This window comes from Actinospineispora acaciae DSM 45401, assembly GCF_000620785.1.
Classification (GTDB): domain Bacteria; phylum Actinomycetota; class Actinomycetes; order Mycobacteriales; family Pseudonocardiaceae; genus Pseudonocardia; species Pseudonocardia acaciae.
In genome coordinates, this window is record NZ_JIAI01000002.1 from 270,701 (window position 1) to 293,450 (window position 22,750).

The window sequence follows — 22,750 nt, forward strand, 5'->3', positions numbered from 1 at the left end:
GCGTCCGGGCACATACGGTTGGCGGCATGGACCTGCGCCACCATGGGGACGCCGAAGCCGAGCCCGGCCTGTTGGACTTCGCGGTGAACGTGCGGGGCGCGGGGCCGCCGGGGTGGCTGCGCGAGCGGCTGGTGGCCGCCGTGGACAGGCTGGGCAGCTACCCGTCCGCCGCCGACGAGCTGGCCGCCCGCCGCGCGGTGGCCGCCCGGCACGGCCGGAGCCCGGACGAGGTGCTGGTGCTGGCCGGGGTCGCCGAGGGGTTCGCGCTGCTGCCCGCGCTGCGGCCCCGGCTCGCGGCCGTGCTGCACCCCGGGTTCACCGAGCCGGAGGTCGCGCTGCGCACGGCCGGGGTCGAGGTGCGCCGGGTGCTCACCGCCGCCGCCGACGGGCACCGGCTGCACCCGGATGACGTCCCGACCGCCGCCGACCTGGTCGTGCTGGGCAACCCGACCAACCCGACGTCCGTCCTGCACCCGGCCGAGGCGGTACGCCGGCTGGCCCGGCCAGGGCGGGTGCTGGTGGTGGACGAGGCGTTCGCCGACGCCGTCCCCGGCGAGCCCGAGTCGCTGGCCTCGGACTCGGACTCGGACACCCCGGGCCTGGTGGTGCTGCGCAGCCTGACCAAGACCTGGGCGCTGCCGGGGCTGCGCGCCGGGTACGCGCTCGGTGCCCCCGAGTTGTTGGAACGGCTGGCCGCCGCCCGACCCCCATGGCCGGTCGGCACGCTCGGGCTGGAGGCGGTGCGGGCCTGCTGCGAGCCGGCGGCGGTGGCCGAGGCGGCGGCGGTCGCCACGGAGCTGACCGCGCACCGGGACTGGCTGGTCCACGCGCTGCGCGAGGTGCCGGGCGTGCACGTACAACTGCCGGCGGCGGGTCCGTACCTGCTGCTGCGGGTGCCGGACGGGCCGGCGGTGCGGGACGCGCTGCGCGGGCGCGGGATCGCCGTGCGGCGCGGCGACACGTTCCCCGGGCTGGACGCCGACCACCTGCGGGTGGCGGTGCGCCCGCCGGAGCTGGCGCGGGTTCTGGTCGACGAGCTGAGCCGCGTGCTCGCGCGCTACCGTGCCCCTACGGGGCTGTGAGAAGGGGCGAGCATGCCACTGGTCAACAACGCCATTTACATCGACGGCAAGCGCGCCGTCAAACCCGAGTCGCTGGACCAGACCTACGAGGAGCTGCGCCGCTGCCCCGACTCCGGGCACAGCTTCTGCTGGATCGGGCTGCTGAACCCCTCCGAGGAGGAGATCCGGTCGGTGGCCGCCGAGTTCGACCTGCACCACCTCGCGGTCGAGGACGCCATCGACGCCCACCAGCGGCCCAAGCTGGAGCGCTACGACGACACCCTGTTCGTGGTGCTGCGCCCGGCCCGGTACGTGGACCCGGTCGAGGTGGTCGAGGTCGGCGAGGTGCACCTGTTCCTCGGCCGCGACTTCGTGGTGGCCCTGCGCCACGCCCAGGAGCCCGACCTGACCCAGGTGCGCAGCCGCCTGGAGGAGAACCCCGAGCTGCTCAAGCTCGGCCCGTTCGCCGTGCTCTACACCGTGCTCGACCAGGTGGTCGACGACTACGGGCCGGTCCTGGACGGGCTGCAGAAGGACGTCGACGAGATCGAGGTCCAGGTCTTCGACGGCGACCCGGGCGCGTCGCGGCGGATCTACCAGCTCTCCCGGGAGGTCATCGAGTTCCAGCGCGCGGTGGACCCGCTCACCGAGCTGTTGGACAACCTGCGCGACGTGCTCAAGGGCCGGGCCGGCGAGGCGGACCTGGAGCTGCGCCGGATGCTGCGCGACGTGGCCGACCACCACGCCAGGGTGGTGGAGCGCACCGACGGCTTCCGTCAGCTCCTGACCAACATCCTCACCGTCAACGCCGCGCTGGTCGCGCAGCGCCAGAACGAGGAGATGACCCGGCTCACCGAGGCGAGCTACCAGCAGAACGAGCAGGTCAAACGCATCTCCGCGGTCGCGGCCATCCTGTTCGCCCCGACCCTGATCGCCGGCATCTACGGCATGAACTTCACCCACATGCCCGAGATCGACTGGGCGCTGGGCTACCCGTTCGCGGTGATGCTGATGCTCATGCTCTCGCTGGGGCTCTACCTCACGTTCAAGTTCCGGAACTGGCTGTAGGCGCCACGGGCTACACTTTCCCGGCGCCCGTCCGGGGGTGCGCGCTGTGAGTGGCGGCTGGCTGAGGATGGCAGATGCGGCGTCCGGCGATCGCGCCCTCGGCGGCCGTCGTGCTGGTCACCGTGCTGTTGCCGGTGGTGATCAACCTGGCCACCGGCACGGTGCCCGACGAGTGGCGCCCCTGGTTGTGGCTGGCCTGGCCGGCGGCGGGGGTGCTGGGTGTCGTCGCCGTCGTCCTGGAGACGCGGCGGCAACGTTCGCGGCCGGACCCTGCGCCCGCCGATTCGACCGAGCCGGCGGACGACGGCGCGCGCCTGGACCTCGCGGCCGCCGCGCTGGCGACCGCGGTGCGCGAGCAGTGGACCGAGGAGGCCGCCCACCGGGGCCTGCGGGTGCGTGACCCGATGCGGGTGCGCTGGTCGGCGGTGACCGGCCGGTTCGCGGCGGAACCCTCGGCGGTGCTCGGCACCGCGCCCGCGGTGGGCCGGCCGCTGCGGCTGCGCGCCAGCGGTGACGTGCTGGACGCCATCGCCGGCTTCCGCCGGCTGCCGCGCAGGCAGCTGATGGTGCTCGGCGAGGCGGGCTCCGGCAAGAGCGTGCTGGCCATCCTGCTGACCCTGGGCCTGCTCGAGCACCGGACGGCGGACGAGCCGGTCCCGGTGCTGCTGACGCTGTCGTCGTGGCACCCCCGGGTCGAGCATCTGTACACCTGGCTGGCCCGCAACCTGGTCGCCGAGTACGCGTTCCTGGGTGATGCGCGCCGGTACGGGCGGGACGCCGCGCTGCGGCTGCTCACCTCCGGGCGGGTCATGCCGGTGCTGGACGGCCTGGACGAGATGTCCGCCGAGCTGCGGCCGGCCGCGATCGGCGAGGTCGACAGGGTGGTGCAGGACCGGCCGGTGGTGGTGACCTGCCGGTGGCAGGAGTACCGGACGGCCGCCGACGCCCTCGGGCAGAAGATGTCGTTCATGGCCGTCCAGCTCGATCCGGTCCGGGTCGACGACGCCGAGCGGTACCTGGCGCGGACGTCGACGTCGGCCGCGAAGTGGCGGGCGGTGCTGGCCGAGCTGCGCGCCGACCCCGAGCTGCCGCTGGCGCGGGCACTGTCCAGCCCGCTGCTGCTCGGGCTGGCCCGAGACGTCTACGCCCCGGCCGGCAGCGACCCGGCCGAGCTGCTGGACCGCGACCGGTTCCCCGACCAGCGGGCCATCGAGCGCTCGCTGCTCGACACGCTCATCCCGGTCAGCTACGCCGAGCACCCTCGGCTCCCCGGTGGCCGGCCCGGCGCCCGCTACGGGGAGGACAGCGCCCGCCGGTGGCTGGCCTTCCTCGCCGGCCACCTGCACCGGCTGGGCAGCTACGACCTGGCCTGGTGGCGGCTGCACCGGGCGCTTCCGCCCCGTGGCCTGGAGGTGCTCGCCGGTCTCGCCTGCGCGGTGCTGACCGGGCCGTCCATCGGGCTGCTCGCCGGCCTGGTGTTCGGGCCCCGCTACCTCCTGGTGGCCGGGCTGGCGACCGGGCTGGGCATCGGGCCCGGGGCGGCCCTGCTGGTCGGCCTGCGGCACGGGCCGGCGCCGTCCCGGATCCTGTTCAGCCTGCGCGGCCGGGGCGGCCAGGTGCGCCGGGCCCTGGCGGTCGGCCTCGCCGCCGGCCCGGTCGCCGGTACCATCTTCGGCCTGCTGTTCTGGCTGGTCGGACGGGTACAGCCGGGCCTGGAGATCGGAATGGTGGCCGGGCTGGTGGCAGGGACCGTGGGCGGGCTCGGGGTGGGCGTGATGTCCGCGCTGCGGGCGCCGATCGAGTCCGCCCGGGTGGTCGACCCGGCCTCGCTGCTGGCCGCCGACCGGGGCGCGGCGCTGGTCCAGGCCGGGGCCGGTGGACTGGCCGCCGCGCTGGTGGCTGGCACGCTGGCCGCGCTCGCCGCCGGCCCGCACACCCGGCCCGGGCTGCCGCTGGTCGCCGGGCTCGGGGTCGGGGTCGGCGTCGCGCTGGTCGCGACCTGCACCACCGCCTGGGGCCAGTGGGTGCTCACCCGGCTGTGGCTGGCCCTGGGCGGCCGCACGCCGTGGCGCCTGCTCGGCTTCCTCCGGGACGCGCACCGGCGCAACGTGCTGCGCCAGACCGGCGGCGTCCACCAGTTCCGGCACGCGCTGCTGCAGGCCCACCTGGCCGGAGCCGTGCCTGACGTCTGAGCGGCGCGCCGCGCGCACTACGGTGCCCGTGTGCCAGGAGACGTGATCAGGCTGCGGGACGTGGTGGCCGCGCTGGAAAGGGCCTACCCGCCGGCGCTGGCCGAGGCGTGGGACGCGGTGGGGCTGGTCTGCGGCGACCCGGAGGAGCCGGTGTCGCGGGTGCTGGTCGCCGTCGACCCGGTGCCGGAGACCGTCGAGGAGGCCATCGCCTCCGGGGCACAACTGCTGGTCACGCACCACCCGCTGCTGCTGCGCGGGGTGCACGGCGTGCCCGCCGACAGCCCGAAGGGCCGGCTGGTGCACCGGATGGTCAGGGCCGGGATCGGGCTCTACACCGCGCACACCAACGCCGACTCCGCCGACCCAGGGGTGTCCGACGCGCTGGCCGAGGCGCTGGGGGTGACCGTCACCGGGCCGTTGCGGCCCAGGGCCGCCGAGGCGCTGGACAAGATCGTCACGTTCGTCCCCACCGGCGCGCCGGCGGCCCGGGTGCTGGACGCCCTCACCGAGGCCGGCGCGCACGGCAGGGCCGCCGAGGGCGCCGCCCAGTTCGCGCCCGAAGAGGTCAGGCTGGAGCTGGTGCTGCCGCGCGCCCGCCGCCGCGACGTGGTCGCCGCGCTGCGGGCCGCGCACCCGTACCAGGAACCGGCGTTCGACCTGTTCGAGATGGCCGAGGTCCCGGGCCGGCGCGGGCTGGGCAGGGTCGGCGAGCTGGACCGGCCCGAACCGCTGGCCGCGTTCGCCGAGCGGGCGGCCGCCGCGCTGCCGGCCACCGCGTGGGGGGTGCGCGCGGCCGGCGACCCGGAGCGGATGGTCGGCACCGTTGCGGTGTGCGGCGGCGCCGGAGACTCCGCGCTGGACGCAGCCACCGCCGCCGGCGCGGACGTCTACCTGACCGCCGACCTGCGCCACCACCCGGCGTCCGAGCACCTGCTCGCCGGCACCGCGCCGGCCCGCCCGACCCCCGCGCTGGTGGACGTGGCGCACTGGGCGTCGGAACACCCGTGGTGCGCGCAGGCCGCCTCCGTGATCGAGACCGCGCTGCGGGGTACGGTCGAGGTTCGCGTCTCGTGGCTGCGCACCGACCCGTGGACGGTCGGTGCCCGCGCGCCGGAGAACCGACCGGAGAGCTCGCCAGAAGGGACCCCGCCGTGAACGCCGAACCCGCTGTCCAACAGCGGCTGCTCCAACTGGCCGAGGTCGATGCCGAGCTCAACCGGATCGACCACCGCCGCCGTGCCATGCCGGAGCTGACCGAGATCACCGACGCCGAGCGGACCGTGCGGGAACGCAAGGACGCCGTGGTGGCCGCCGAGACCCAGGCCGGCGACCTGGACCGGGAGATCGCCCGGCTGGAGCGCGACGTGGACGGCGTGCGCGCGCGGGCCAAGCGGGACAACGACATGCTCGCCGGCTCCGGGCTGCCCGCCAAGCAGGCCGCCGACCTGCAGCACGAGCTGGAGACGCTGGCCCGCCGCCAGGGCGTCCTGGAGGACGAGCTGCTCGAGGTGATGGAGCGCCGCGAGGCGGTGCAGGCCAACGTGGACGCCACCAGGACCGAGCTGGCCACCGCCGAGCAGGCGCTGGCCGACGCCACCGAGCGCAGGGACATCGCGCTGGCCGACCTGGACGCCACCGAGGCCGGCCGCCGGCGCGACCGCGAGCCGCTGGCCGCCGAGATGCCCGCCGAGCTGCTGGAGCTGTACGAGTCGCTGCGGGCGAAGAACGGCACCGGCGCGGCGCCGCTGCGGGCCCGCCGCTGTGGGGCCTGCCGGCTGGAGCTGGACCGATCGGAGCTGAGCCACATCAAGGCGGCGGCCCCGCAGACAGTGCTACGGCACGAGGAGTGTGGAGTGATCATGGTGCGTACGCCGGAGTCCGGGCTGTGAGGCTGGTCATCGAGGCGGACGGCGGCGCGCGGGGCAACCCGGGCCCGGCCGGCTACGGCGCTGTGGTGTGCGACGCCGAGTCCGGCGAGGTGCTCGCGGAGGCCTCCGACGGCCTGGGCGTGACCACCAACAACGTCGCCGAGTACCGGGGCCTGCTTGCCGGCCTGCGCGCCGCCGCCGACCTGGCCGCCGCCGTGACCGAGGTAGAAGTCCGCATGGACTCCAAGCTCGTGGTCGAACAGATGTCCGGCCGCTGGAAGATCAAGAACGACACCCTCCGCCCGCTCGCGCTGGAAGCCGCCCGCCTGGCCCGCGACCTGGGCACCGTCCGCTACACCTGGATCCCCCGAGCCCGCAACCAACGAGCCGACCGCCTCGCCAACCTGGCTATGGACGCCCAAGCCTCCCCAAGCGCACGCCCGTGAACCCCCCCGCGAGTCGGGACATTCGTCAGGGTGAGTCGGGACATTCGTCAGACTCGGCGGCCCAGGCCCCGGCCTCGGCGAGCTGGACCGGCCAGACCGGCCACCCGACCCGCCTGCTGCTGCTCCGGCACGGCCAGACCGAGATGTCCGTCGAACGCCGCTACTCCGGCCGCGCCAACCCGGACCTGACCGAGCACGGCCACGCCCAGGCCGCCGCCGTCGCCGCCGGCATCCGCTCGCTGGACGGCGCCGCCGACGTGACCGCCGTGCTCAGCTCGCCGCTGCGCCGCGCCCGGCAGACCGCCGACCCGGTCGCCGCCGCCCTGGGCCTGCCCGTGACCAGCCACGACGCGCTCCTGGAGACCGACTTCGGCGCGTGGGACGGGCTCACGTTCGCGCAAGCTCGCGACCGCGACCCGGACATCCACCGCCGCTGGCTGGGCGACGAGACGGTCCGCCCGCCCGGCGGGGAGAGCTTCGCCGACGTGTCCTCCCGCGTGACCGGCCTGCGCGACGAGCTCGTGGCCGGACACCCGAACCAGACGTTGCTGCTGGTCAGCCACGTCACGCCGATCAAGCTCCTGCTCCGGATGGCGCTGGACGCCGGCCCGTCCGTGCTCTACCGCCTGCACCTCGACCTGGCCTCGCTGTCCATCACCGACCTCTACCCCGACGGCGGCGCCTCCGTACGCCTGGTCAACTACCGTTTCCCCTGGTCAGAACCCGTGAGTGGTTAGCGTCGCTATAGCGACGCTAACCACTCACGGCCTTTGACCTCGGCAAACCCCGCGCAGTCGGAACCGCAACCCGCCGCCTCGGGGCCTACCGTCCGTCCTGGACCCCCCGGCGCGCGAGCCACAGCAGCCCGACCGGGATGAGGCCGAGCGGGAAACCCGCGTGGACATCGACCGCAGCTCGCCCCGGACCCAGCCGTCCAGGTGCCCGAGCCAGGCGGCCTGCACCAGGAAGAGGGCCAGGTGGACCGAGCCGATCGCGATCAGCGACAGGCCGGCCCATCTCGCCTGGCGGAGTCCGGCCTGGGCGGGGGTCATGACGGCACCAGGCGCAGGGCCAGCTCGTAGATCCTGCGCAGCTGGTCGGTCGTCAGCGGCGGCAGCAGGTGGGTGGCGCCGATGAGCAGTACGTAGAAGATCTGGGCCAGCGGCTCGGCCTCGTCGTCGCCGAGCTCTCGACAGAGCCCGAGGAGGTACTCGATGCGGATGGCGTCGATGCGTTCCTGGGCGGCGCGCACGTCGTCGTCCTGGTGTGCCCAGGCCCGCACCGCGACCTCCAGGGCGTCCACGCCGTCGACGGGATGCGCCCGCAGCCCCAGCTCGACCAGGCGGCGCAGCCGCTGCTCGGCCCCCAGACCGGGCGTGGCCTCCACGGCCTCGATGTAGCGCCGGGTGTGAACGTTCTCCAGCCGTTCCAGCAGGGCGAGCTTGAACCCGCGCGCGCTGCCGAAATGGTGGTAGTACGAGCCCTTGCTCGCCTCCAGCCGCGCCGCCAGCTTGTCGATCTTCACGCCGGGCGCGCCGTCCGTGACCAGGGCCTCCTCGCCGGCCGCCAGCCACGCCTCTCGACTCGCCATGGCCGGGACCGTACCATACGGTTTAGTCTAGTCCGGAGACGGAGGTCCAGGAGTGAAGCTTCCGAATACCGCGCACACCGCGCGTCCCTGGCGCATCCACGAGATCGCCCCCGACTTCACGGTCGAGGACGTGTGGGCGCTGCCGACACCGGGCGGGCCGGACGACCTGCCCCGGCTGGTCGAGCAGACCGCCCGGGGCGAGTTCCCCGGCCGCGACAGCCCGCTCATCGTCCAGTTCCTGTGGGCCGCGCGCTGGACGATCGGCGCGGTGCTGGGCCTGGACCGTTCCGGCGACGGCCTCGACTCGCGGGCGGCCTCGCTGCGGGAGCGGCTGCCGGCGGACATGCGCGAGGTGCCGGCGGGGCCCGAGTTCACGACGCTTCCCTTCCGCTCGGTGTACCAGCTCCACGACGAGTGGGCGGCGGAGATCGCGAACCGGACGGTGCACGGGGTCATGCACATGGGCTGGGTCCCGGACGGCGCGGGCGGTTACCGGGGCCAGATGGCGGTGCTGGTCAAGCCGAACGGCCTGTTCGGCGCCGCCTACATGGCCGCGATCAAGCCGTTTCGCCACCTGTTCGTCTACCCGGCGCTGATGCGCGCGATCGAGCGCGAGTGGCGGGCGTCGGAGGCGGTCGACGGGTAGCCCGTGCATATCCGCCGCCGGCGCGGGTATGCATGAGTCATGCATGACGCAGCGGTAGCGCGGACGGCGAACCTGCTCGGCGCGGCGGCGCTGGCGGTCACGGACCTGATGCTGGCGGCGGCGGCGAGCTCGGGCGGGGTCGGGCCGAGCGCGGCCGCCGCGCTGGTCGTGTTGCGCGCCACGCCGGACCTGAGCGCCACCGAGCTCGGCCGGCGGATCGGGCTCAGCCAGCCGGCGGCGGCGCGGATGCTCGACTCGATGGCGGCGGCCGGGTTGGTGCGGCGCGAGCGGGGGCAGGGCCGGACGGTGCCGGTCCGGCTCACGGCGGACGGTGCCAGAGCGGCGGAGGATCTGGTCAGGGCGCGGGCGGAGCCGTTGGCGGTGCTGGTCGCGGGCCTGGACGAGGCGGACCGGGCCGCGCTGGACGGGCTGCTCGCCACGCTGCTGGCCCGGCTCTACGACCGGGTGGGCAGCACCGAGCTGTTGTGCCGGCTGTGTGACAGGCCGGCGTGTACGAAGGGCGCGCGGTGCCCGGTCGGGGCCGCCGCCGAGGGGCGTTGATGGGCACGGCGCTGGGGTTGGCCTCGGCGGCCTGTTACGGCATCGCCGACGTGGCCGGTGGGCTGCTGGCCCGGCGGATGAACTTCGCGGTGGTCGCGATGGTCGGGCAGGCGGCGGCGTTCGTGCTGGTGGTGGTGGTGGCCGCTGTGGCGGTTCCGGCTCAGGCGGGGGCGGGTGACCTCGGCTGGGGCGCGCTGTCCGGGGTCGGCACCGGGCTCGGCATGGCGTTCCTGTACCGGGGGCTGGCGCGCGGCGCGATGAGCGTGGTGGTGCCGGTGAGCGCGGTCGGCGGCCTGGCCATTCCGGTCGCGGTGGGCGTGGCGCTGTTCGGCGACCGGCCGACGCCGCTGGCCACGGTGGGCATGGTGGTCGCGGTGCCGGCGCTCTGGCTGGTCTCGGGCGGGCGCGCGCGGGTCACCTCGGCGGCGGTGGACGGGCTGCTCGCCAGCCTGGGCATCGCGTTGCAGTACCTGGCGCTGGCCGCCGCCGGGCCGGCCGCGGGCATCTGGCCGGTGGCCGCCGGTCGGCTGGCCGCCGTGCTGGCCATCGCGCCGCTGCTCGCCCGGTCGGGGCCGGGGTTGTGGCCGCCCGTCCGGCACCTGTTCGGCGCGGCGCTGGCCGGCGGCTTCGCCGCACTGGCCCTGGTCACCTACCTGCTGGCCACCCGCCAGCAGTTGGTCAGCATCGCGGTCGTGCTGTCCTCGCTGTACCCGGTGATCCCGGTGCTGCTCGGGCTCACCGTGCTGCGGGAACGGCTCGGCGTCGGCCAGGCGCTGGGGCTGGTCGGGGCCGGCGCGGCGGTGGTGCTGCTCTCGCTGTAGCCGACGGCGCGGTCAGGGCGCGGTGTTGCCGACGGTGAAGCCGGCGAAGTCGATCGTCTGGTTGACCGGGCTGGCCCACGAGACGTCGCTGCCGCCGAAGAACGTCGAGAAGAACACCCCGTCGATGTGCAGCCCGCCCGACGAGCGGTAGTCCAGGTCGGCCTTCTGGAACACCTGCTTGCCGTCCAGCCACACCGTCACCGAGCCGTTCTTCTGCCCCGGCGTGTTCAGCTGCACCCGCTGAGTGATCTTCGTCCACTTGCCGGGCTGGAACGTCCAGGACCCGCGCCCCAGGCTGTCCCCGTACCCGTTGTCGCCCTTCGTGCCCGGCAGGTAGGCGTACACCTCGCCGGCCCCGTTGGTCCGCCACATGAACCGGGTGGAGAACCCGTCGTCCTTGTGCTCGCCCCCGCTGCCGGCCGACCCGCCGAACAGCCCCGGCAGCTTGCCGCCCTTCACGAACTGGAAGCCGGGCTGGAACCGCACGTTGTAGGTCAACGTCAACGCGTCGCCGGACTGCGGGAAGTGCGCGTAGACCTGGGTGCCGCCCTCCGGCCCGTGGCTCTTGCGGGCCGCCTGCGGCGACGCCGACCCCTTCGGGAAGCTCACCCGCAGCAGCCGCCCGCCCGGCGCGCTCGGGTCGGCGACCACCTGGGAGCGCTCCAGCCCCCAGTTGCCCTTCTCGGCGGGCTTGAAGCCGGCGCCGAGGAACGCGGCCAGGGTGTCCGCCGTGCGCACCGGGCCGGGGGGCACCTGCGCCTGCGGGGCGGGCGGGGTCTCCGGCGCGGGCTGGTCGGCGGCGGGCGGGCTCGGCGGCGGGACGGTCGGTTTCGGGGCCGGTTCCGATGAGCAGCCCGCGACCAGGCCCAGCCCGACGGCCAGCGTGGCCGCCAGTGCCCAGCGCGGTCGGCTTATCGTCCGCCGACACCTGTACCGCATCATTGCCTCCGTCCGAGATCGTGGCTCGTGCCGGGCCGAGTCTGGTGGGCGGGGGCGCCGCGCGGCCAACCAATTGGTGTCCGGAATCGATGAGCGCGGCCGTGGCCGCGATGGCGGGGGCGTTACCGGTCAGTACGGCTTGACGAACAGGTAGATCCCGACCGCGATCCCGAACAGCACCACCGACCAGCGCAGCACCGGCTCCGGCAGCACCCGGGCCAGCCGCATGCCCAGGAAGCCGCCGACCAGCGTGCTGGGCGCCAGCGCGGCCACCGCCAGCCAGTGCACCGGGCCGCCCAGCGTGAAGATCACCACCGTGACCGTGGCGATGACCAGCGAGAGCACCGCCTTGACCGCGTTCAGCCTGACCAGCCGGTCGTGCGCGGTCAGCGACAGCACCGAGATCAGGATCAGGCCGAGCGCGCCGCCGAAGTACCCGCCGTACACCGAGCCGAGGAACACCCCGGGCAGCAGCACGGCCCGTCGGTCCGGCCCGTCCGGCTGGGGCGCGCCGATCCAGCGCCGCAGCCACGGTGACAGCGCGAGCAGCAGGCTGGCCAGCAGGACCAGGGCCGGCACCACCGCGTTGAACACCGCGCCCGGCAGCACCAGCAGCAGCGCGCAGCCCAGCCCGGCGCCGGCCACCGCGACCCCGATCGTGCTGACCACCCTGGCCCGCTGCCCGCGCAGGTCGGACCGGGCGCCGGCGACCATGCCGACGTAGCCGGGCCACTGCGCGATGGAGTTGGTGACGTTCGCCGGCAGCGGCGGCATGCCGACCGCGAGCAGCGCCGGGAACACCAGCAGGGAGCCGCCACCGGCGACGGCGTTCACCACCCCGGAGACCAGCCCCGCGACGAGCAGGAAGATCAACTGACCGGGGAAGGGTATAGCCACGAGCGGGCACGTTAACCCGGCGCCGCGGCCAGAAACGCTCTGTGACAGGCGCGGGTGCGAAGAGTCACAGGCGTTTCGCCCTATCTCACACCCGTCCGGGTCAGGTTCCGGCCCCGCCAGCGGCGAGAACCCAATAGTTGACCGGCGGGTCGCAGCGCGCCACGCCGTCCAGCCTCAGCCCGGCCCTGGCGAGCAGCGAGCGGAACTCGCCCTCGGTGCGCTCCCGCCCGCCGGCGCAGACCAGCATGTTGAGGTCGCTCATCAGCGTGCCGGCGGCGTCGGCCAGCCTGGTCGGGTCGTCCGGCACCACGGGCTCGGCAACGTAGAGCACGGCACCCGGCGCCATCGCCTCCCGGCAGCGTCGCAGGATGCGGGTGGCCGCCTCGTCGTCCCAGTCGTGGATCACGCTCTTGAGCACGTAGGCGTCGCAGCCCTCGGGGACGGAGTCGAAGAAGTCGCCGGTCACGATCTCGCAGCGGTCCCGGACGCCGGCCTCGGTGAGCACCCGCTCCGCGTCGCGCAGCCCGGAGGCGGTGTCGTGGAGCACGCCCCGCACGCCGGGATTGGCGGTGAGCAGCCCGGCCAGCAGCGCGCCGTTGCCGCCGCCCAGGTCGGCGACCCGGCCGCGCCCGTCCAGCGGGCAGCGGGCCGCGATGGCCGGCGCGACCTCGCGGGTGTGCTCGGCCATCGCCGCGTTGAACACCGCCTCCTCGTCCGGGTGCGCGGCCAGGTACTCGAACGTGGGCAGCCCCGTCACCTGCTCGAACGCGGTCTGACCGGTGCGGACGCTGTACTCCAGCCGGCCCCAGGACCGCCACACCGCGTCCCCGCCGAACAACAGCACCAGGTTGCGTATCGACCCGGGCGCGTCCGCGCACAGCAGCCGGCCGCCCTCGGTGAGCTCGAAGCGCTCGCCGTCCAGCGCGAACAGCCCGAGCGCCGCGCCCGCCCGGAGCAACCGATACAGCGCCGCCGGCTGGGTGCCGGTTCCCGAGGCGAGCTGCCTGGCGGTGGCCGGCCCGTCGGCCAGCCGGTCCGCGACCCCGAGCCTGGTCAGCGTGTGCAGCACCTGCGCGTGCATGGCGCCGAACAGCATCGGCATCAGCCGCCCCCGCTCGGCCGCTGCCCGCTCGGCCGCTGCCGGCTCGGCGGTGAGCTCGGTCATCGGCTCTCGGCCGGCTGGGGCGCGGCCGGTTGGTAGGTGCCGAAGCACCACATGTTGCCCTCCGGGTCGCGCGCGGCGAACTCACGGGAGCCGTACGGCTGGTCGACCAGCCCCAGGACGATCTCCGCGCCGGCCGCCTCGGCCTTGCCGTGCAGCGCGTCCGGGTCCTCGGTGACCAGGTAGAGCACGGCCTTTCCGGTGTTGAACGGGCTGGACTCGTCGCGGCGCGAGCTGAGCATGATGACGTCGTGGTGCCAGCCCAGGACGGCGTGGTTGACCCGTCCTTCGGCGTCCCGCGCGACCTCGGCGGGGACCATGCCGAACGCGCCGGTGAGGAACGCGATGGCCGCGTCGGCGTCGTCGTAGCTGAGGGTTGGGAAGACTGTCGGTGCGTTCTGGTTGAGTGCCATGTCGGCAGGCTAGGATGCACCGGAGGGAGACGGCTTGGACGAATGTGACCTGGGCTCGGTCGGTCTCGCGCCACGGCCCGTGGCCACCACCTCGACCTACCGGGAGCTGCTGCCGCCGCCGTCATGGCGGCACGCGGTCTACCGGATGTGGGAGCAGCGGACTTCCGACGGCGGTGCGGGCTACCCGCAGCGCGTGCTGCCGGACGGCCATGCCGACATCCTCGTGTTCGACGACGGCCGCGCCGAGCTGGTCGGGCCGGCGACCGGGACGGAGATACCGGTGTTGCGCCCCGGTTCCACCGTGCGCGGGATGCGGCTGGTGTCCGACGGAGTGCGCGCGGTGCTCGGGGTGCCGGCCTGGGAGCTGACCGACCGCACGGTGCCGCTGCCCCAACTGGTGACCGGGCCGACGGCCAGGGCGCTGGTGGACGCCATCGGCGCCCGGGACGCCCGCGCGCAGGCCACCGTCGCGGGCTGGCTGGCCGGCGCCGAGCCGGACGCTCGGGTGGCCGAGGCGACCAGGGTGCTGTGGCGCCACTCCGGGCTGGACGTGAGCGCCGTGGCCGACCTGGTCGGGCTGTCGCCGCGCCAGCTGCGGCGCGCCCTGCTCGCCGACGTCGGGCTCGGGCCGAAGACGTTCCAGCGGATCGGCCGGCTGCAGCGGTTCCTGGCGCTGGCCCGGGCCGGCGGGGTCGGCGGGCTGGCCGAGCTGGCCGCGCACGCCGGCTACGCCGACCAGCCACACCTGACCCGGGAGGCGCAGGCGCTCGCCGGGCTCACCCCGGTGGAGCTACTGGCCGAGCAGCTCGCCGAGTAGCGCGGACGGGGGCGCCCCCGCGAGCCGGCGGAACTCCCTGACCAGGTGGCTGTGGTCGGCGTACCCGGCCTCCGCGGCCGCGTCGCTGATCGACCCGGTACCGGAGAGCAGCGACAGCGCGCGGCGGAACCGCAGCACCTGGGCGGCCGGCTTGGGCGGCAGCCCGACCTGGTCGCGGAACCGGGCCGCGAAGTGCCGCCGGCTCCAGCCCACCTCGGCGGCCAGCTCGCCCACCGGCACCGCCCCGTGCGAGCGCGCCAGCCGCCGCCACGCCCAGCGGACCTCGGGGTCCGCGGCGCGCCCGTCCGCGAAACGGGCGCCCAGCGCGTGGTCGAGCAGCTCGAACCGCTCCGGCCACCCGGGCAGCGCGGCCATCCGCTCGCCGAGGTCGCGCCACACCGGCCCCGGCAGCGGCAGCGCGTCCGGCGCGACCACCGTGTCGGCCAGCTCGGACATCGGCATGCCCAGCAGCCGGTATGCCCCCAGCGGGCTGAGGTCGACCTGGACGCAGGACAGCGCGCCGTCGTGCTCGGTGTCGACCGGGATCTCGTGCATGCCGGCAAGGAACGAGGTGAACGTGCCGGACCCGGTGGCCGAGCCGATCCGGATGGGCTCGCCGAGGCTCAGGATGAGGGTGACGCTCGCGGTCGGCAGCTCGCGCCGGAACATGGCGCCCTCGGTGCGCTCGGAGAAGCCGGCGACCCGCCGCACGTGCTCGCGCAGGCCCGGCGGCGGCCGGTGCGCCACCATGGTGCTCACGCTGGTTGTCGGGTCGGCCTCGGACACCCCACCAGTCTGGCAGCAACCCCGGACATCCCGGCCGCACGGATCATGGTCCCCGAAGTTCGCGCCGGTCGCCGGGCTTATACTCGGGCGGGCGGACGAGCTGGCCGGGCGGCCGCGTCGGCGTGGACGGTGGCGACACCTGCCGCGCCGCCGAGGAAAGTCCGGACTCCGCAGGGCAGGGTGGTTGCTAACGGCAACCCGGGGCGACTCGCGGGACAGTGCCACAGAAAACAGACCGCTCCGGCGCGCGAGCGTGCGGAGCAAGGGTGAAACGGTGGTGTAAGAGACCACCAGCACCCCGGGTGACCGGGGTGGCTAGGTAAACCCCACCCGGAGCAAGGCCAGGCAGCAGGCGTTCGAGGGCGGCCCGTCCGATGCCTGCGGGTAGGCTGCACAGAGCCCGTCGGCGACGGCGGGCCGAGATGGATGGCCGCCGAACGGAGCGCCGCAAGGCGCCCGGGAACAGGATCCGGCTTACAGGCCAGCTCGTCCGCTCTTAGGCCTGTGACCTGCCCGAACGCTGGTTCGATCTTGATTTGGGTCCTCGGCAGCCAACTTCGGCACGCGGTTCGGCCGGAGCGCGGTGTCGACCGCTGCCCGCCGCCTCGAGCAGCTTGATGTCGACCATGCTTGCCCGCGCCGGAATGCCATCGCGGCTTCTCTCGGGTTCAGCCGCTTGCCGAGGCGGTGGGCGCCACGGAGCCTGCCTTGGGTTCGGGTTTCATGACCAGCATGAGCACGGCCGCGATCGCGGCGAACGCAGCGGCGGGCAGAAAGAACCCGCTTACAGCGGCGAGGCCGGCCCAGATGCATCCGAAGGTGGCCAGGGCGCACAGGATGCGCACCCACCGCCGAGGGACCCACGCCAGGAACGCCAGAGCCAGGATGAACAGTGCCATCCAGAAGCCGGTAGCGGCGTTAGGGCCTTCCTTGCCTTGATTGAACACTGCGTCGCCCATGCCCAAGAACAAGGAGAATGCTATTCCGAGCAGTGAGCCTATCACTGCCATCGCGGTCATCCAGCTTTTCATTCGTACTCCAGTGTGTGCTTCGGTGTTTCTGACGTCTTGAGGGTGAGACTGGTTGGTTGTGTAACCGTCGGCAGCCTGGACCGCGTTTGCCCCGCTCGCGGCCGAGATGGAGCGTGATTGTCGACATCGCAACCCGTTAGTTGACGTTGCTGCTGCTGGCGCACATGGCGACGGCGTAGGCACCTTCGGAGGTGACCTCGGAAACAACCTCGCCGTCGACGGTGATGCGGCAGGTCAGGGTGCCGCTACCGGCGTTCTGGGCGGTCAGCGTGGGCACGAAGAAGCCCTCTCCGGTGGCCTGGACCTCTCGCCGCCAGGGCAGCCGCGCCGAGGACACCTGAGCGATGGACATGCCCTTGCCGGTCATCCAGGTGATGTTGGACGCCCGACTCGCACCGGTCACTTCGTAGATCACACGCCCGCTCGACACAGCCACGGCCGATGCCGCGGGTGTCGGTTGGTTGCCGCCGTTGGCGATACCGATGGCGACAAACAGCGCGACCGCCGCGCCGAGCGCCCAGGGCCAACGGCGCCGTTTCGCCGGGACGGGCGTGCTCACATGGGTGTTCGGGGGCTGGTGGATGCTGGGCTGAGCCGTCATGGCCGTGTGTGCTCTCTCGCTGGAAGGGGTAGCGCTGACCTGCGCTATCACCGCAACCCATCGAGACCGCGCAGGCTTCGTTACGCACATCGGCACCAAGCGCGCCACATTCCCCCATTCGGCCGCATCGCCCGCTCCCGTTAACAAGCGGAGCTAGCTTCATGTGTGTCGACAATCCAGGACATTGGGCCTGTAAAACCCACGAGTGGCGTCGCGCCGCGAACTTCTAGGTATCGTCTCGGGCCGCAAACGGATGCCGGTGCCGATAGACGATAGGGATTCGGTTCGACCGCCTGAACCGGGCCGCGGTGATTTTGCGGAGTAGATCAGTCGGAAAGTCGCTTGGAGCGGCACGCCGAGTGTGCGGCGCCACCTGGAGTGGGCGGCAGGTGGCATGACCTTGGGAATCGGCTGCGCACTCGCTGATGACGGTGCCGTTGCGGGCGGCGTCCAGCATCCGCCGGGCGGCATGTTCGCTGATGTCCGGCTCGGCCGCCAGTCGACGCCGACCGGCGCCCTCCGCGATCAGTACCGCCGGCCGTCACCGGGTGCAGCCGTTGATCAAGGCGTGGCCGTCGATCTTGGCTGCGGGCCGGTGCGCGCGAGCGGCCAAGTCTCGGTATCCCTCAAATATAGATGAAAATGGAAACCAGTTTCAGTAGGTTCGTGCCGGCTGACGTTGGGACCAGGGAGAGGGCCGCGATGTGCGTGGAGCTCGAAACGCCCACCTTCGGGCGCCGGGAGCAAGTGGCCACGACGCTCGTCGCCGGCCTGTCGGTGATGCTGGTGATGCTCGACCTCACCGTCGTGAACGTCGCGCTCGACGCGATCAACGCCGACTTCGACGTGCCGCTGGCCGGCCTGCAATGGGTTGTCAACGGCTACTCGCTCGCGACCGCCGCGCTGCTGCTCACCGCGGGCTCGCTCGCCGACCGGCTGGGGCGGCGGGGCGTGTTCCTGATCGGCACGGTGGTGTTCACCGTCGCATCGGTGGGCTGTGCGTTCGCGCCCGGCGTGACGTGGCTGATCGTCGCCCGGATCGTCCAGGGGTTCGGTGGCGCGCTGGTCATGGGAACGGCGGTCGGTCTCATCGCCGGCGTCTACGAGGGTGCCGACCGCCGGCGCAGGCAGTCCGCGATCGGCACCTTCAGCGGTATGGCCGCCACGGCTTCGGCATTCGGCCCGCTCATCGGCGGAGTGCTGGTCGGCGTCGGTGGCTGGCGGCTGGTCTTCGTCGTCAACATCCCGATCGGCGTCGTGATCATCGCCGGCGCGCTCGCCTTCGTGGGGCGGCAGCGGCGCCGGGAGGGTTCGCGGCTCGACCTGTCCGGCGCCGCACTGACCGTGCTCGCCCTGTTCTTGCTGAACTACGGCATGCTCACCGGCACCGACCGCGGCTGGAACCGGCCGGATGTGGTCGCGGCGCTGGTGGCCGCCGGCCTGCTGCTGGGCGCGCTCCTGGTCCGCCAGCGGCGGCTCGGTCCGAATGCGTTGCTGGACCTGAACCTCTTCCGGACCCCGACCTTCGTCGGCGCGATCACCCTCGGGTTCATCTCCCGGCTGGCCAGCCTCGGCCTTTACCCGTTCCTCGTCCTCTGGGTGACCGGGGTCATCGGCGGCACCCCGCTGGAGGCGGGGCTCGCCATGTTGACGATCTCGCTGCCGATGGCGGTCGTGTCGCTGTTCAGTGGACTCCTGGCCCGCCTCGCTCCGGCGCGGGTGCTCTGCTGCGTCGGCACGGTGGTCATCGGTGCCGGCCTGCTGGGGGGCTCCTCGGTCGTCGGCGCGGCCGATGACTGGACCGCCGTGCTGCCGTTCTTGGTGATCATGGGCATCGGATCCGGTGTCGTGATGCCGCAACTGGTCGGCCTGGCGGTCGGCGTCGTGCCCGCCGACCGTGCCGGGATGGCCTCCAGCCTGTCCAACACGTTCTTCCCCCTCGGCACCAGCATCGGGGTCGCCGCCTATGGCGCGATCATGATCTCGACCGTGGCCGCCCGCGTCTCCGATCCCGATGCGGTGCGCGACATCGTCGCCGGACGCGTCGACGGAGTCCGCGCCGAGCTGGTCGCCCGGGCACGCGAGGCGTTCACCGCCGGTTTGTCGTCCGTCCTGCTCGTCGCCGGCATCGTCGTCCTGGCTTCGGCGGTTGCCGCGCTCCTGCTCATCCGTGACGGGGACGCCGTGCCTTCCCGTGTTGGCGACCGTTAATAATAATGATTTTCATTACGAGATACGGTTGACGGGTCATCGAGATCACATGGGGGGCCAGACGATGAGTCCGACCGAGGCGAAGGCGGTGCCCGGCACGTCCGTGGCGGGCGGCGGAGAGTCCGGACCCGCCGAGCGGGCCCCGGCGCGGGGGGATGCGCTCCGGCTGGTGGCGCGGTTCGCCGGGGTGGTGCGTGGGCCGCTGGTGGTGGCGGTGGTCCTGGCGGTCGTCGCGGCGATGTTCGAGCTGCTGCCGTACTGGCTGGTCTACAGCCTGGTGCGGGACCTCGTCGCGGGCAACGTCGACGAGCGTGCGTTCCTTGCGGCGGCCGCTGTCGGCGTGGTGGCGGTGGTGGGCCAGTACACGCTGTTCGGCGCCGCGATGACGCTCTCGCACCGGGCGGCGTTCGGGATGCTCTACGAGATTCGGATGGCGCTGGCGCGGCGGCTGGGGCGGCTGCCGTTGGGGTACTTCACCCGCACCCGCAGCGGCGAGGTCAAGCGGGTGCTCAACGACGGGACCGAGCGGATCGAGCTGGTGGTGGCCCATGCGCTCCCGGACGCGGTGGCGGGCGCGGCGGTATGGCTCGGCGTGTCGATCTGGATGTTCGCGGTGGACTGGCGCCTGGCGCTCGCCTCGGCGGTCGCGGTGCCGGCGGCGTTCGCCTGCATGGGCACCGCGCTGCGCGTGAGCCGGGATCGGTTGGCGCCGTTCCTGGCCGCGGACGCCCGGATGAACGGCTCCATCGTGGAGTACCTGGCCGGGATGCCGGTGGTGAAGGTGTTCAACCGCACCGGGGAGGCCTTCACCGAGACCAGCCGGGCGGTGCGCGACTACACCGACCAGGAGACCGCGTGGGCCCGGGCCTGGGTCCCGCTGGGCGGGGCGTTCTACACGCTGATCCTGGCCAACATCGTGGTGATCCTCCCGGTCGGCCTTGGGCTGCTGCGCGACGGCGCGGTCGATGTCGCGACGCTGCTGTTCTTCGTGATCGTGGGGGCGCACTACAGCCGCCCGCTGCTCAAGCTGTTCGCGATCTTCGCGCAGTTCGCGCACATCGCGGGCGGCGCGCGGGAGATCACCGCCGTGCTCGAGCAGCCGGAGCTGCCGGACACCGGGCGGCGCCCCGCGCTGGCCGGCGGCGACGTGGAGTTCGACCGGGTCGGGTTCGCCTACGGCGACCGGGAGGTACTGCACGAGGTCTCGTTCACCGCGCGCGGCGGGCAGGTCACCGCGCTGGTCGGCCCGTCGGGGGCGGGCAAGACGACGATCGCCCGGCTGGTGCCACGCTTCGCCGACGTCACCGGCGGGAGCATCCGGGTCGGCGGGCACGATGTCCGCGAGATCGGCATCGAAGCGCTGATGGACGCGGTGGCGTTCGTGTTCCAGGACACCTTCCTGTTCGACGACACGGTGGCCGCCAACATCCGGGTGGGCCGCGCGGACGCGAGCGACGACGACGTGGTGGCGGCGGCGCGGCTGGCGCGCTGCGACGAGTTCGTCTCGGCCCTGCCGGCGGGCTACGACACGGTCATCGGCGAGCGCGGCGCGATGCTGTCCGGGGGAGAGCGGCAACGGGTCACGATCGCGCGGGCGATCCTCAAGAACGCCCCGATCGTGGTTCTCGACGAGGCGACCGCGTTCGTCGACCCGGACAACGAGGCGGCGATCCAGGACGCCATCAGCGCGCTGGCACGGGGGCGCACCGTGCTCGTGGTCGCCCACCGGCTCTCCACGATCGTCGGTGCGGACCAGATCCTGGTGGTCGACGGCGGGCGGGTCGTCGAGTCCGGGCGCCACGACGACCTGGTCGCCGCGAACGGCACCTACGCGAGGCTGTGGAACGACTTCGTCGACGCCCAGTCGGTGGTGTTGCACCGATGAGCTCGGGGCTGGCGGTGGTCGCCGGGGTGTGGCGCGCGGCGGGGACGGGGCGCGGCCGGCTCGCGCGCGGGATCGCGTTCCGGTTCGCCCAGTCGATGTCGCTGGGGGTCTCGTTCGCCGTGGTGGCCTGGGTTCTCACCGTGCTGCGCGAAGGCCCGCTGGCGGCCGGGCAGGTCCGGCTGGCTGTGGTGCTGGTCGTGGTGTCGCTGGTCGGGCAGCTCGGGTTCGGGTACCTGGCGGTCACGGACAACTGGGCCGCGAGCTTCGCGATGGTCGGGCGGCTGCGGCTCGCGGTCCTCGACCACCTGCGGCGGCTGCCGATGGGCTTCCACCTCGGTCGCGGGCAGGCCGACACGGTCACCGCCGTGACCTCGGACATGGCCATGATCGAGACGTTTGCCTCGGACGCGTTCCCGACCGTGGCCCAGGCGCTGGGGCTGCCGGCCGCGGTCCTGATCGCGCTCGGGATCGTCGACCCGCCGCTCGCGGGCGCGGTCGCGGTGAGCGTCGTGGCCGCGGCGCCCGTGCTGCTGTGGGCCAACCGCCGGATGGCGGCGTTGAGCCGGCAGCGCCAGGACCGCCAGGCCGACGCGGTGGCCCGGATGCTGGCCTACGTCCAGGGCATCGCGGTCGTGCGGGCGTTCAACCTGACGGGGGAGCGCCAGCGGCGGTTCCGGGAGGCCCTCGAGGAGTTCCGCGAGATCAGCCTGCGGATGGTCGCCCGACTGATCGTCCCGGTGATGGTGTTCGCCTCGGTCCTGCTGCTGGGCATCCCGCTGGTGATCGCCGCGGTGGGGTACTGGTTGCTCGGCGGCCGCATCGATGCCACCTCGGCGCTGATCGCGCTGGTGCTGGTGCTCAGCGTGTACGCCCCGCTGCTGGCGTTGCTGTCGGTGATGGAGGTGCTGCGGCTGGCCGACGCGTCCATGGCGCGCTTCTCGCGGGTCGCCGAGGCGCCCGTCCAACCCGAACCGGCCGAGCCGCTCGAGCCCGCCGACGCCGGCCTGAGCTTCGACCGGGTCAGCTTCGGCTACCTGCCCGGCCGGCCGGTGCTGCACGAGGTGTCGTTCACGGTGCCGGAGCGGTCCATGACCGCGATCGTCGGGCCCTCCGGATCCGGCAAGTCCACGGTGCTGAGCCTCCTTGCCAGGTTCTGGGACGTCGACTCCGGCGCGGTCCGCATCGGCGGGGTCGACGTGCGCTCGCTCGGCGCGCGGCGGCTGTACGCGAGCGTCAGCGTGATGTTCCAGGACGTCTACCTGTTCCAGGGAACGATCTTCGACAACATCGCCTTCGGGCGGCCCGAGACCGAGCCGGAGCGGGTCCACGCCGCGGCCGAGGCGGCCCAGGCCCACGGTTTCATCACCGCGTTGCCCGACGGGTACGACACCCGGGTCGGCGAAGGCGGTGCGGCCCTGTCCGGCGGGGAGCGCCAACGGATCGCGATCGCCCGCGCCATCCTCAAGGACGCCCCGATCGTCCTGCTCGACGAGGCCACCTCCGCGATCGACCCCACCAACGAGAAGCACGTCACCGAGGCCCTGGCCAACCTGGTCACCGACAAGACGCTGCTCGTGGTCGCCCACAAGCTCTCCACCATCCGCGCCGCGGACCAGGTGATCGCCCTGGAGCACGGCCGGGTCGCCGAGGTCGGCAGCCCAGCCGAGTTGATCACCATGGGAGGAGTGTTCGCCCGTTTTCACGCCCAACGCGAGCGCGCCCAAGGGTGGCGCCTGGACACGAACCGGCGGTAG

Annotated in this window: 21 protein-coding genes, 1 other RNA gene and 1 pseudogene; 15 read left to right on the forward strand and 8 right to left on the reverse strand. The window is 73.4% G+C overall.

The window, feature by feature from the left end:
- The first annotated feature begins 26 nt into the window (after positions 1-26).
- The 6 genes and pseudogenes from cobC to N912_RS65130 all read left to right on the forward strand — a co-directional run bounded on the left by cobC (position 27) and on the right by N912_RS65130 (position 7,372).
- A complete protein-coding gene (gene cobC / locus N912_RS0110890; protein ID WP_028922449.1) occupies positions 27-1,082 on the forward strand; it encodes an Rv2231c family histidinol phosphate aminotransferase CobC in 1,056 nt (351 codons plus the stop codon).
- A 12-nt stretch (positions 1,083-1,094) separates the two neighbouring features.
- Complete coding sequence (locus N912_RS0110895) at positions 1,095-2,129, forward strand: magnesium and cobalt transport protein CorA (protein WP_028922450.1); 1,035 nt, start codon at positions 1,095-1,097, stop codon at positions 2,127-2,129.
- Positions 2,130-2,203: 74 nt separating this feature from the next.
- Positions 2,204-4,321 carry an NACHT domain-containing protein gene (locus tag N912_RS51050; RefSeq protein WP_051580031.1) on the forward strand — a complete coding sequence of 706 codons (2,118 nt, stop codon included), beginning with the start codon at positions 2,204-2,206 and terminating at the stop codon, positions 4,319-4,321.
- A 30-nt stretch (positions 4,322-4,351) separates the two neighbouring features.
- Complete coding sequence (locus N912_RS51055) at positions 4,352-5,476, forward strand: Nif3-like dinuclear metal center hexameric protein (RefSeq protein WP_051580032.1); 1,125 nt, start codon at positions 4,352-4,354, stop codon at positions 5,474-5,476.
- Complete coding sequence (locus tag N912_RS0110910) at positions 5,473-6,210, forward strand: zinc ribbon domain-containing protein (RefSeq protein ID WP_028922451.1); 738 nt, start codon at positions 5,473-5,475, stop codon at positions 6,208-6,210. The genes N912_RS51055 and N912_RS0110910 overlap by 4 nt, the downstream gene beginning before the upstream one ends.
- A 2-nt stretch (positions 6,211-6,212) precedes the next feature.
- A pseudogene (locus tag N912_RS65130) lies at positions 6,213-7,372 on the forward strand (bifunctional RNase H/acid phosphatase).
- A 311-nt stretch (positions 7,373-7,683) separates the two neighbouring features.
- Here the strand turns inward: N912_RS65130 and N912_RS0110925 are convergent.
- Positions 7,684-8,226, reverse strand: a complete 543-nt coding sequence (locus N912_RS0110925) for a TetR/AcrR family transcriptional regulator (RefSeq protein ID WP_028922453.1) — start codon at positions 8,224-8,226, stop codon at positions 7,684-7,686.
- A 52-nt stretch (positions 8,227-8,278) separates the two neighbouring features.
- Here N912_RS0110925 and N912_RS0110930 point away from each other — a divergent pair, with 52 nt between their 5' ends.
- From N912_RS0110930 to N912_RS0110940, 3 genes are read left to right on the forward strand one after another with little or no spacing between them, the layout of a single operon-like run.
- Positions 8,279-8,872: a DUF2867 domain-containing protein gene (locus tag N912_RS0110930; protein WP_028922454.1), complete on the forward strand. Its 594-nt coding sequence runs from the start codon at positions 8,279-8,281 to the stop codon at positions 8,870-8,872.
- Positions 8,873-8,911: 39 nt separating this feature from the next.
- The gene (locus tag N912_RS0110935) at positions 8,912-9,433 is read left to right on the forward strand and encodes a MarR family winged helix-turn-helix transcriptional regulator (protein ID WP_028922455.1); all 522 of its coding nucleotides are present in this window, start codon (positions 8,912-8,914) and stop codon (positions 9,431-9,433) included.
- Positions 9,433-10,254, forward strand: a complete 822-nt coding sequence (locus tag N912_RS0110940; protein ID WP_028922456.1) for an EamA family transporter — start codon at positions 9,433-9,435, stop codon at positions 10,252-10,254. Before N912_RS0110935 ends, N912_RS0110940 begins: the two co-directional genes overlap by 1 nt.
- 12 nt (positions 10,255-10,266) lie before the next feature.
- On the opposite strand, the gene N912_RS51070 is transcribed toward N912_RS0110940, so the two are convergent.
- The 4 genes from N912_RS51070 to N912_RS0110960 form a co-directional block, all read right to left on the reverse strand.
- Positions 10,267-11,193, reverse strand: a complete 927-nt coding sequence (locus N912_RS51070) for a polysaccharide lyase (protein WP_064745270.1) — start codon at positions 11,191-11,193, stop codon at positions 10,267-10,269.
- A 129-nt stretch (positions 11,194-11,322) separates the two neighbouring features.
- On the reverse strand, positions 11,323-12,090 hold the full coding sequence (locus tag N912_RS0110950; protein ID WP_245645251.1) for a sulfite exporter TauE/SafE family protein: 768 nt from the start codon (positions 12,088-12,090) through the stop codon (positions 11,323-11,325).
- A 100-nt stretch (positions 12,091-12,190) separates the two neighbouring features.
- Positions 12,191-13,255, reverse strand: coding sequence for a methyltransferase (locus N912_RS0110955; RefSeq protein WP_051580034.1), 1,065 nt, complete (start codon positions 13,253-13,255; stop codon positions 12,191-12,193).
- On the reverse strand, positions 13,252-13,665 hold the full coding sequence (locus N912_RS0110960; protein WP_028922459.1) for a VOC family protein: 414 nt from the start codon (positions 13,663-13,665) through the stop codon (positions 13,252-13,254). Before N912_RS0110960 ends, N912_RS0110955 begins: the two co-directional genes overlap by 4 nt.
- 34 nt (positions 13,666-13,699) lie before the next feature.
- Between N912_RS0110960 and N912_RS51075 the strand changes: the two genes are divergently transcribed.
- Positions 13,700-14,482 (forward strand): DUF6597 domain-containing transcriptional factor, encoded by a 783-nt coding sequence (locus N912_RS51075; protein WP_156993411.1) that lies wholly within the window; start codon positions 13,700-13,702, stop codon positions 14,480-14,482.
- Here N912_RS51075 and N912_RS51080 read toward each other — a convergent pair.
- Positions 14,456-15,268: a helix-turn-helix domain-containing protein gene (locus tag N912_RS51080; protein ID WP_051580036.1), complete on the reverse strand. Its 813-nt coding sequence runs from the start codon at positions 15,266-15,268 to the stop codon at positions 14,456-14,458. The two genes, N912_RS51075 and N912_RS51080, sit on opposite strands and share 27 nt — an antisense overlap.
- A gap of 96 nt (positions 15,269-15,364) precedes the next feature.
- Between N912_RS51080 and rnpB the strand changes: the two genes are divergently transcribed.
- Positions 15,365-15,761: RNase P RNA component class A (gene rnpB, locus N912_RS60415), an RNA gene on the forward strand.
- 175 nt (positions 15,762-15,936) lie between these two features.
- On the opposite strand, the gene N912_RS0110975 is transcribed toward rnpB, so the two are convergent.
- Together N912_RS0110975 and N912_RS61995 are read right to left on the reverse strand one after the other, a co-directional pair.
- Positions 15,937-16,299, reverse strand: coding sequence for a hypothetical protein (locus N912_RS0110975; protein WP_028922460.1), 363 nt, complete (start codon positions 16,297-16,299; stop codon positions 15,937-15,939).
- A gap of 136 nt (positions 16,300-16,435) precedes the next feature.
- Positions 16,436-16,900 (reverse strand): MmpS family transport accessory protein, encoded by a 465-nt coding sequence (locus tag N912_RS61995; RefSeq protein ID WP_169747861.1) that lies wholly within the window; start codon positions 16,898-16,900, stop codon positions 16,436-16,438.
- A gap of 394 nt (positions 16,901-17,294) precedes the next feature.
- Between N912_RS61995 and N912_RS63405 the strand changes: the two genes are divergently transcribed.
- The 4 genes from N912_RS63405 to N912_RS0110995 all read left to right on the forward strand — a co-directional run bounded on the left by N912_RS63405 (position 17,295) and on the right by N912_RS0110995 (position 22,750).
- Complete coding sequence (locus tag N912_RS63405) at positions 17,295-17,540, forward strand: hypothetical protein (protein WP_156993414.1); 246 nt, start codon at positions 17,295-17,297, stop codon at positions 17,538-17,540.
- A 26-nt stretch (positions 17,541-17,566) separates the two neighbouring features.
- On the forward strand, positions 17,567-19,111 hold the full coding sequence (locus N912_RS51090) for an MFS transporter (protein ID WP_169747862.1): 1,545 nt from the start codon (positions 17,567-17,569) through the stop codon (positions 19,109-19,111).
- Positions 19,112-19,175: 64 nt separating this feature from the next.
- Complete coding sequence (locus tag N912_RS51095; protein ID WP_051580039.1) at positions 19,176-20,996, forward strand: ABC transporter ATP-binding protein; 1,821 nt, start codon at positions 19,176-19,178, stop codon at positions 20,994-20,996.
- Positions 20,993-22,750, forward strand: coding sequence for an ABC transporter ATP-binding protein (locus N912_RS0110995; RefSeq protein ID WP_028922461.1), 1,758 nt, complete (start codon positions 20,993-20,995; stop codon positions 22,748-22,750). Before N912_RS51095 ends, N912_RS0110995 begins: the two co-directional genes overlap by 4 nt.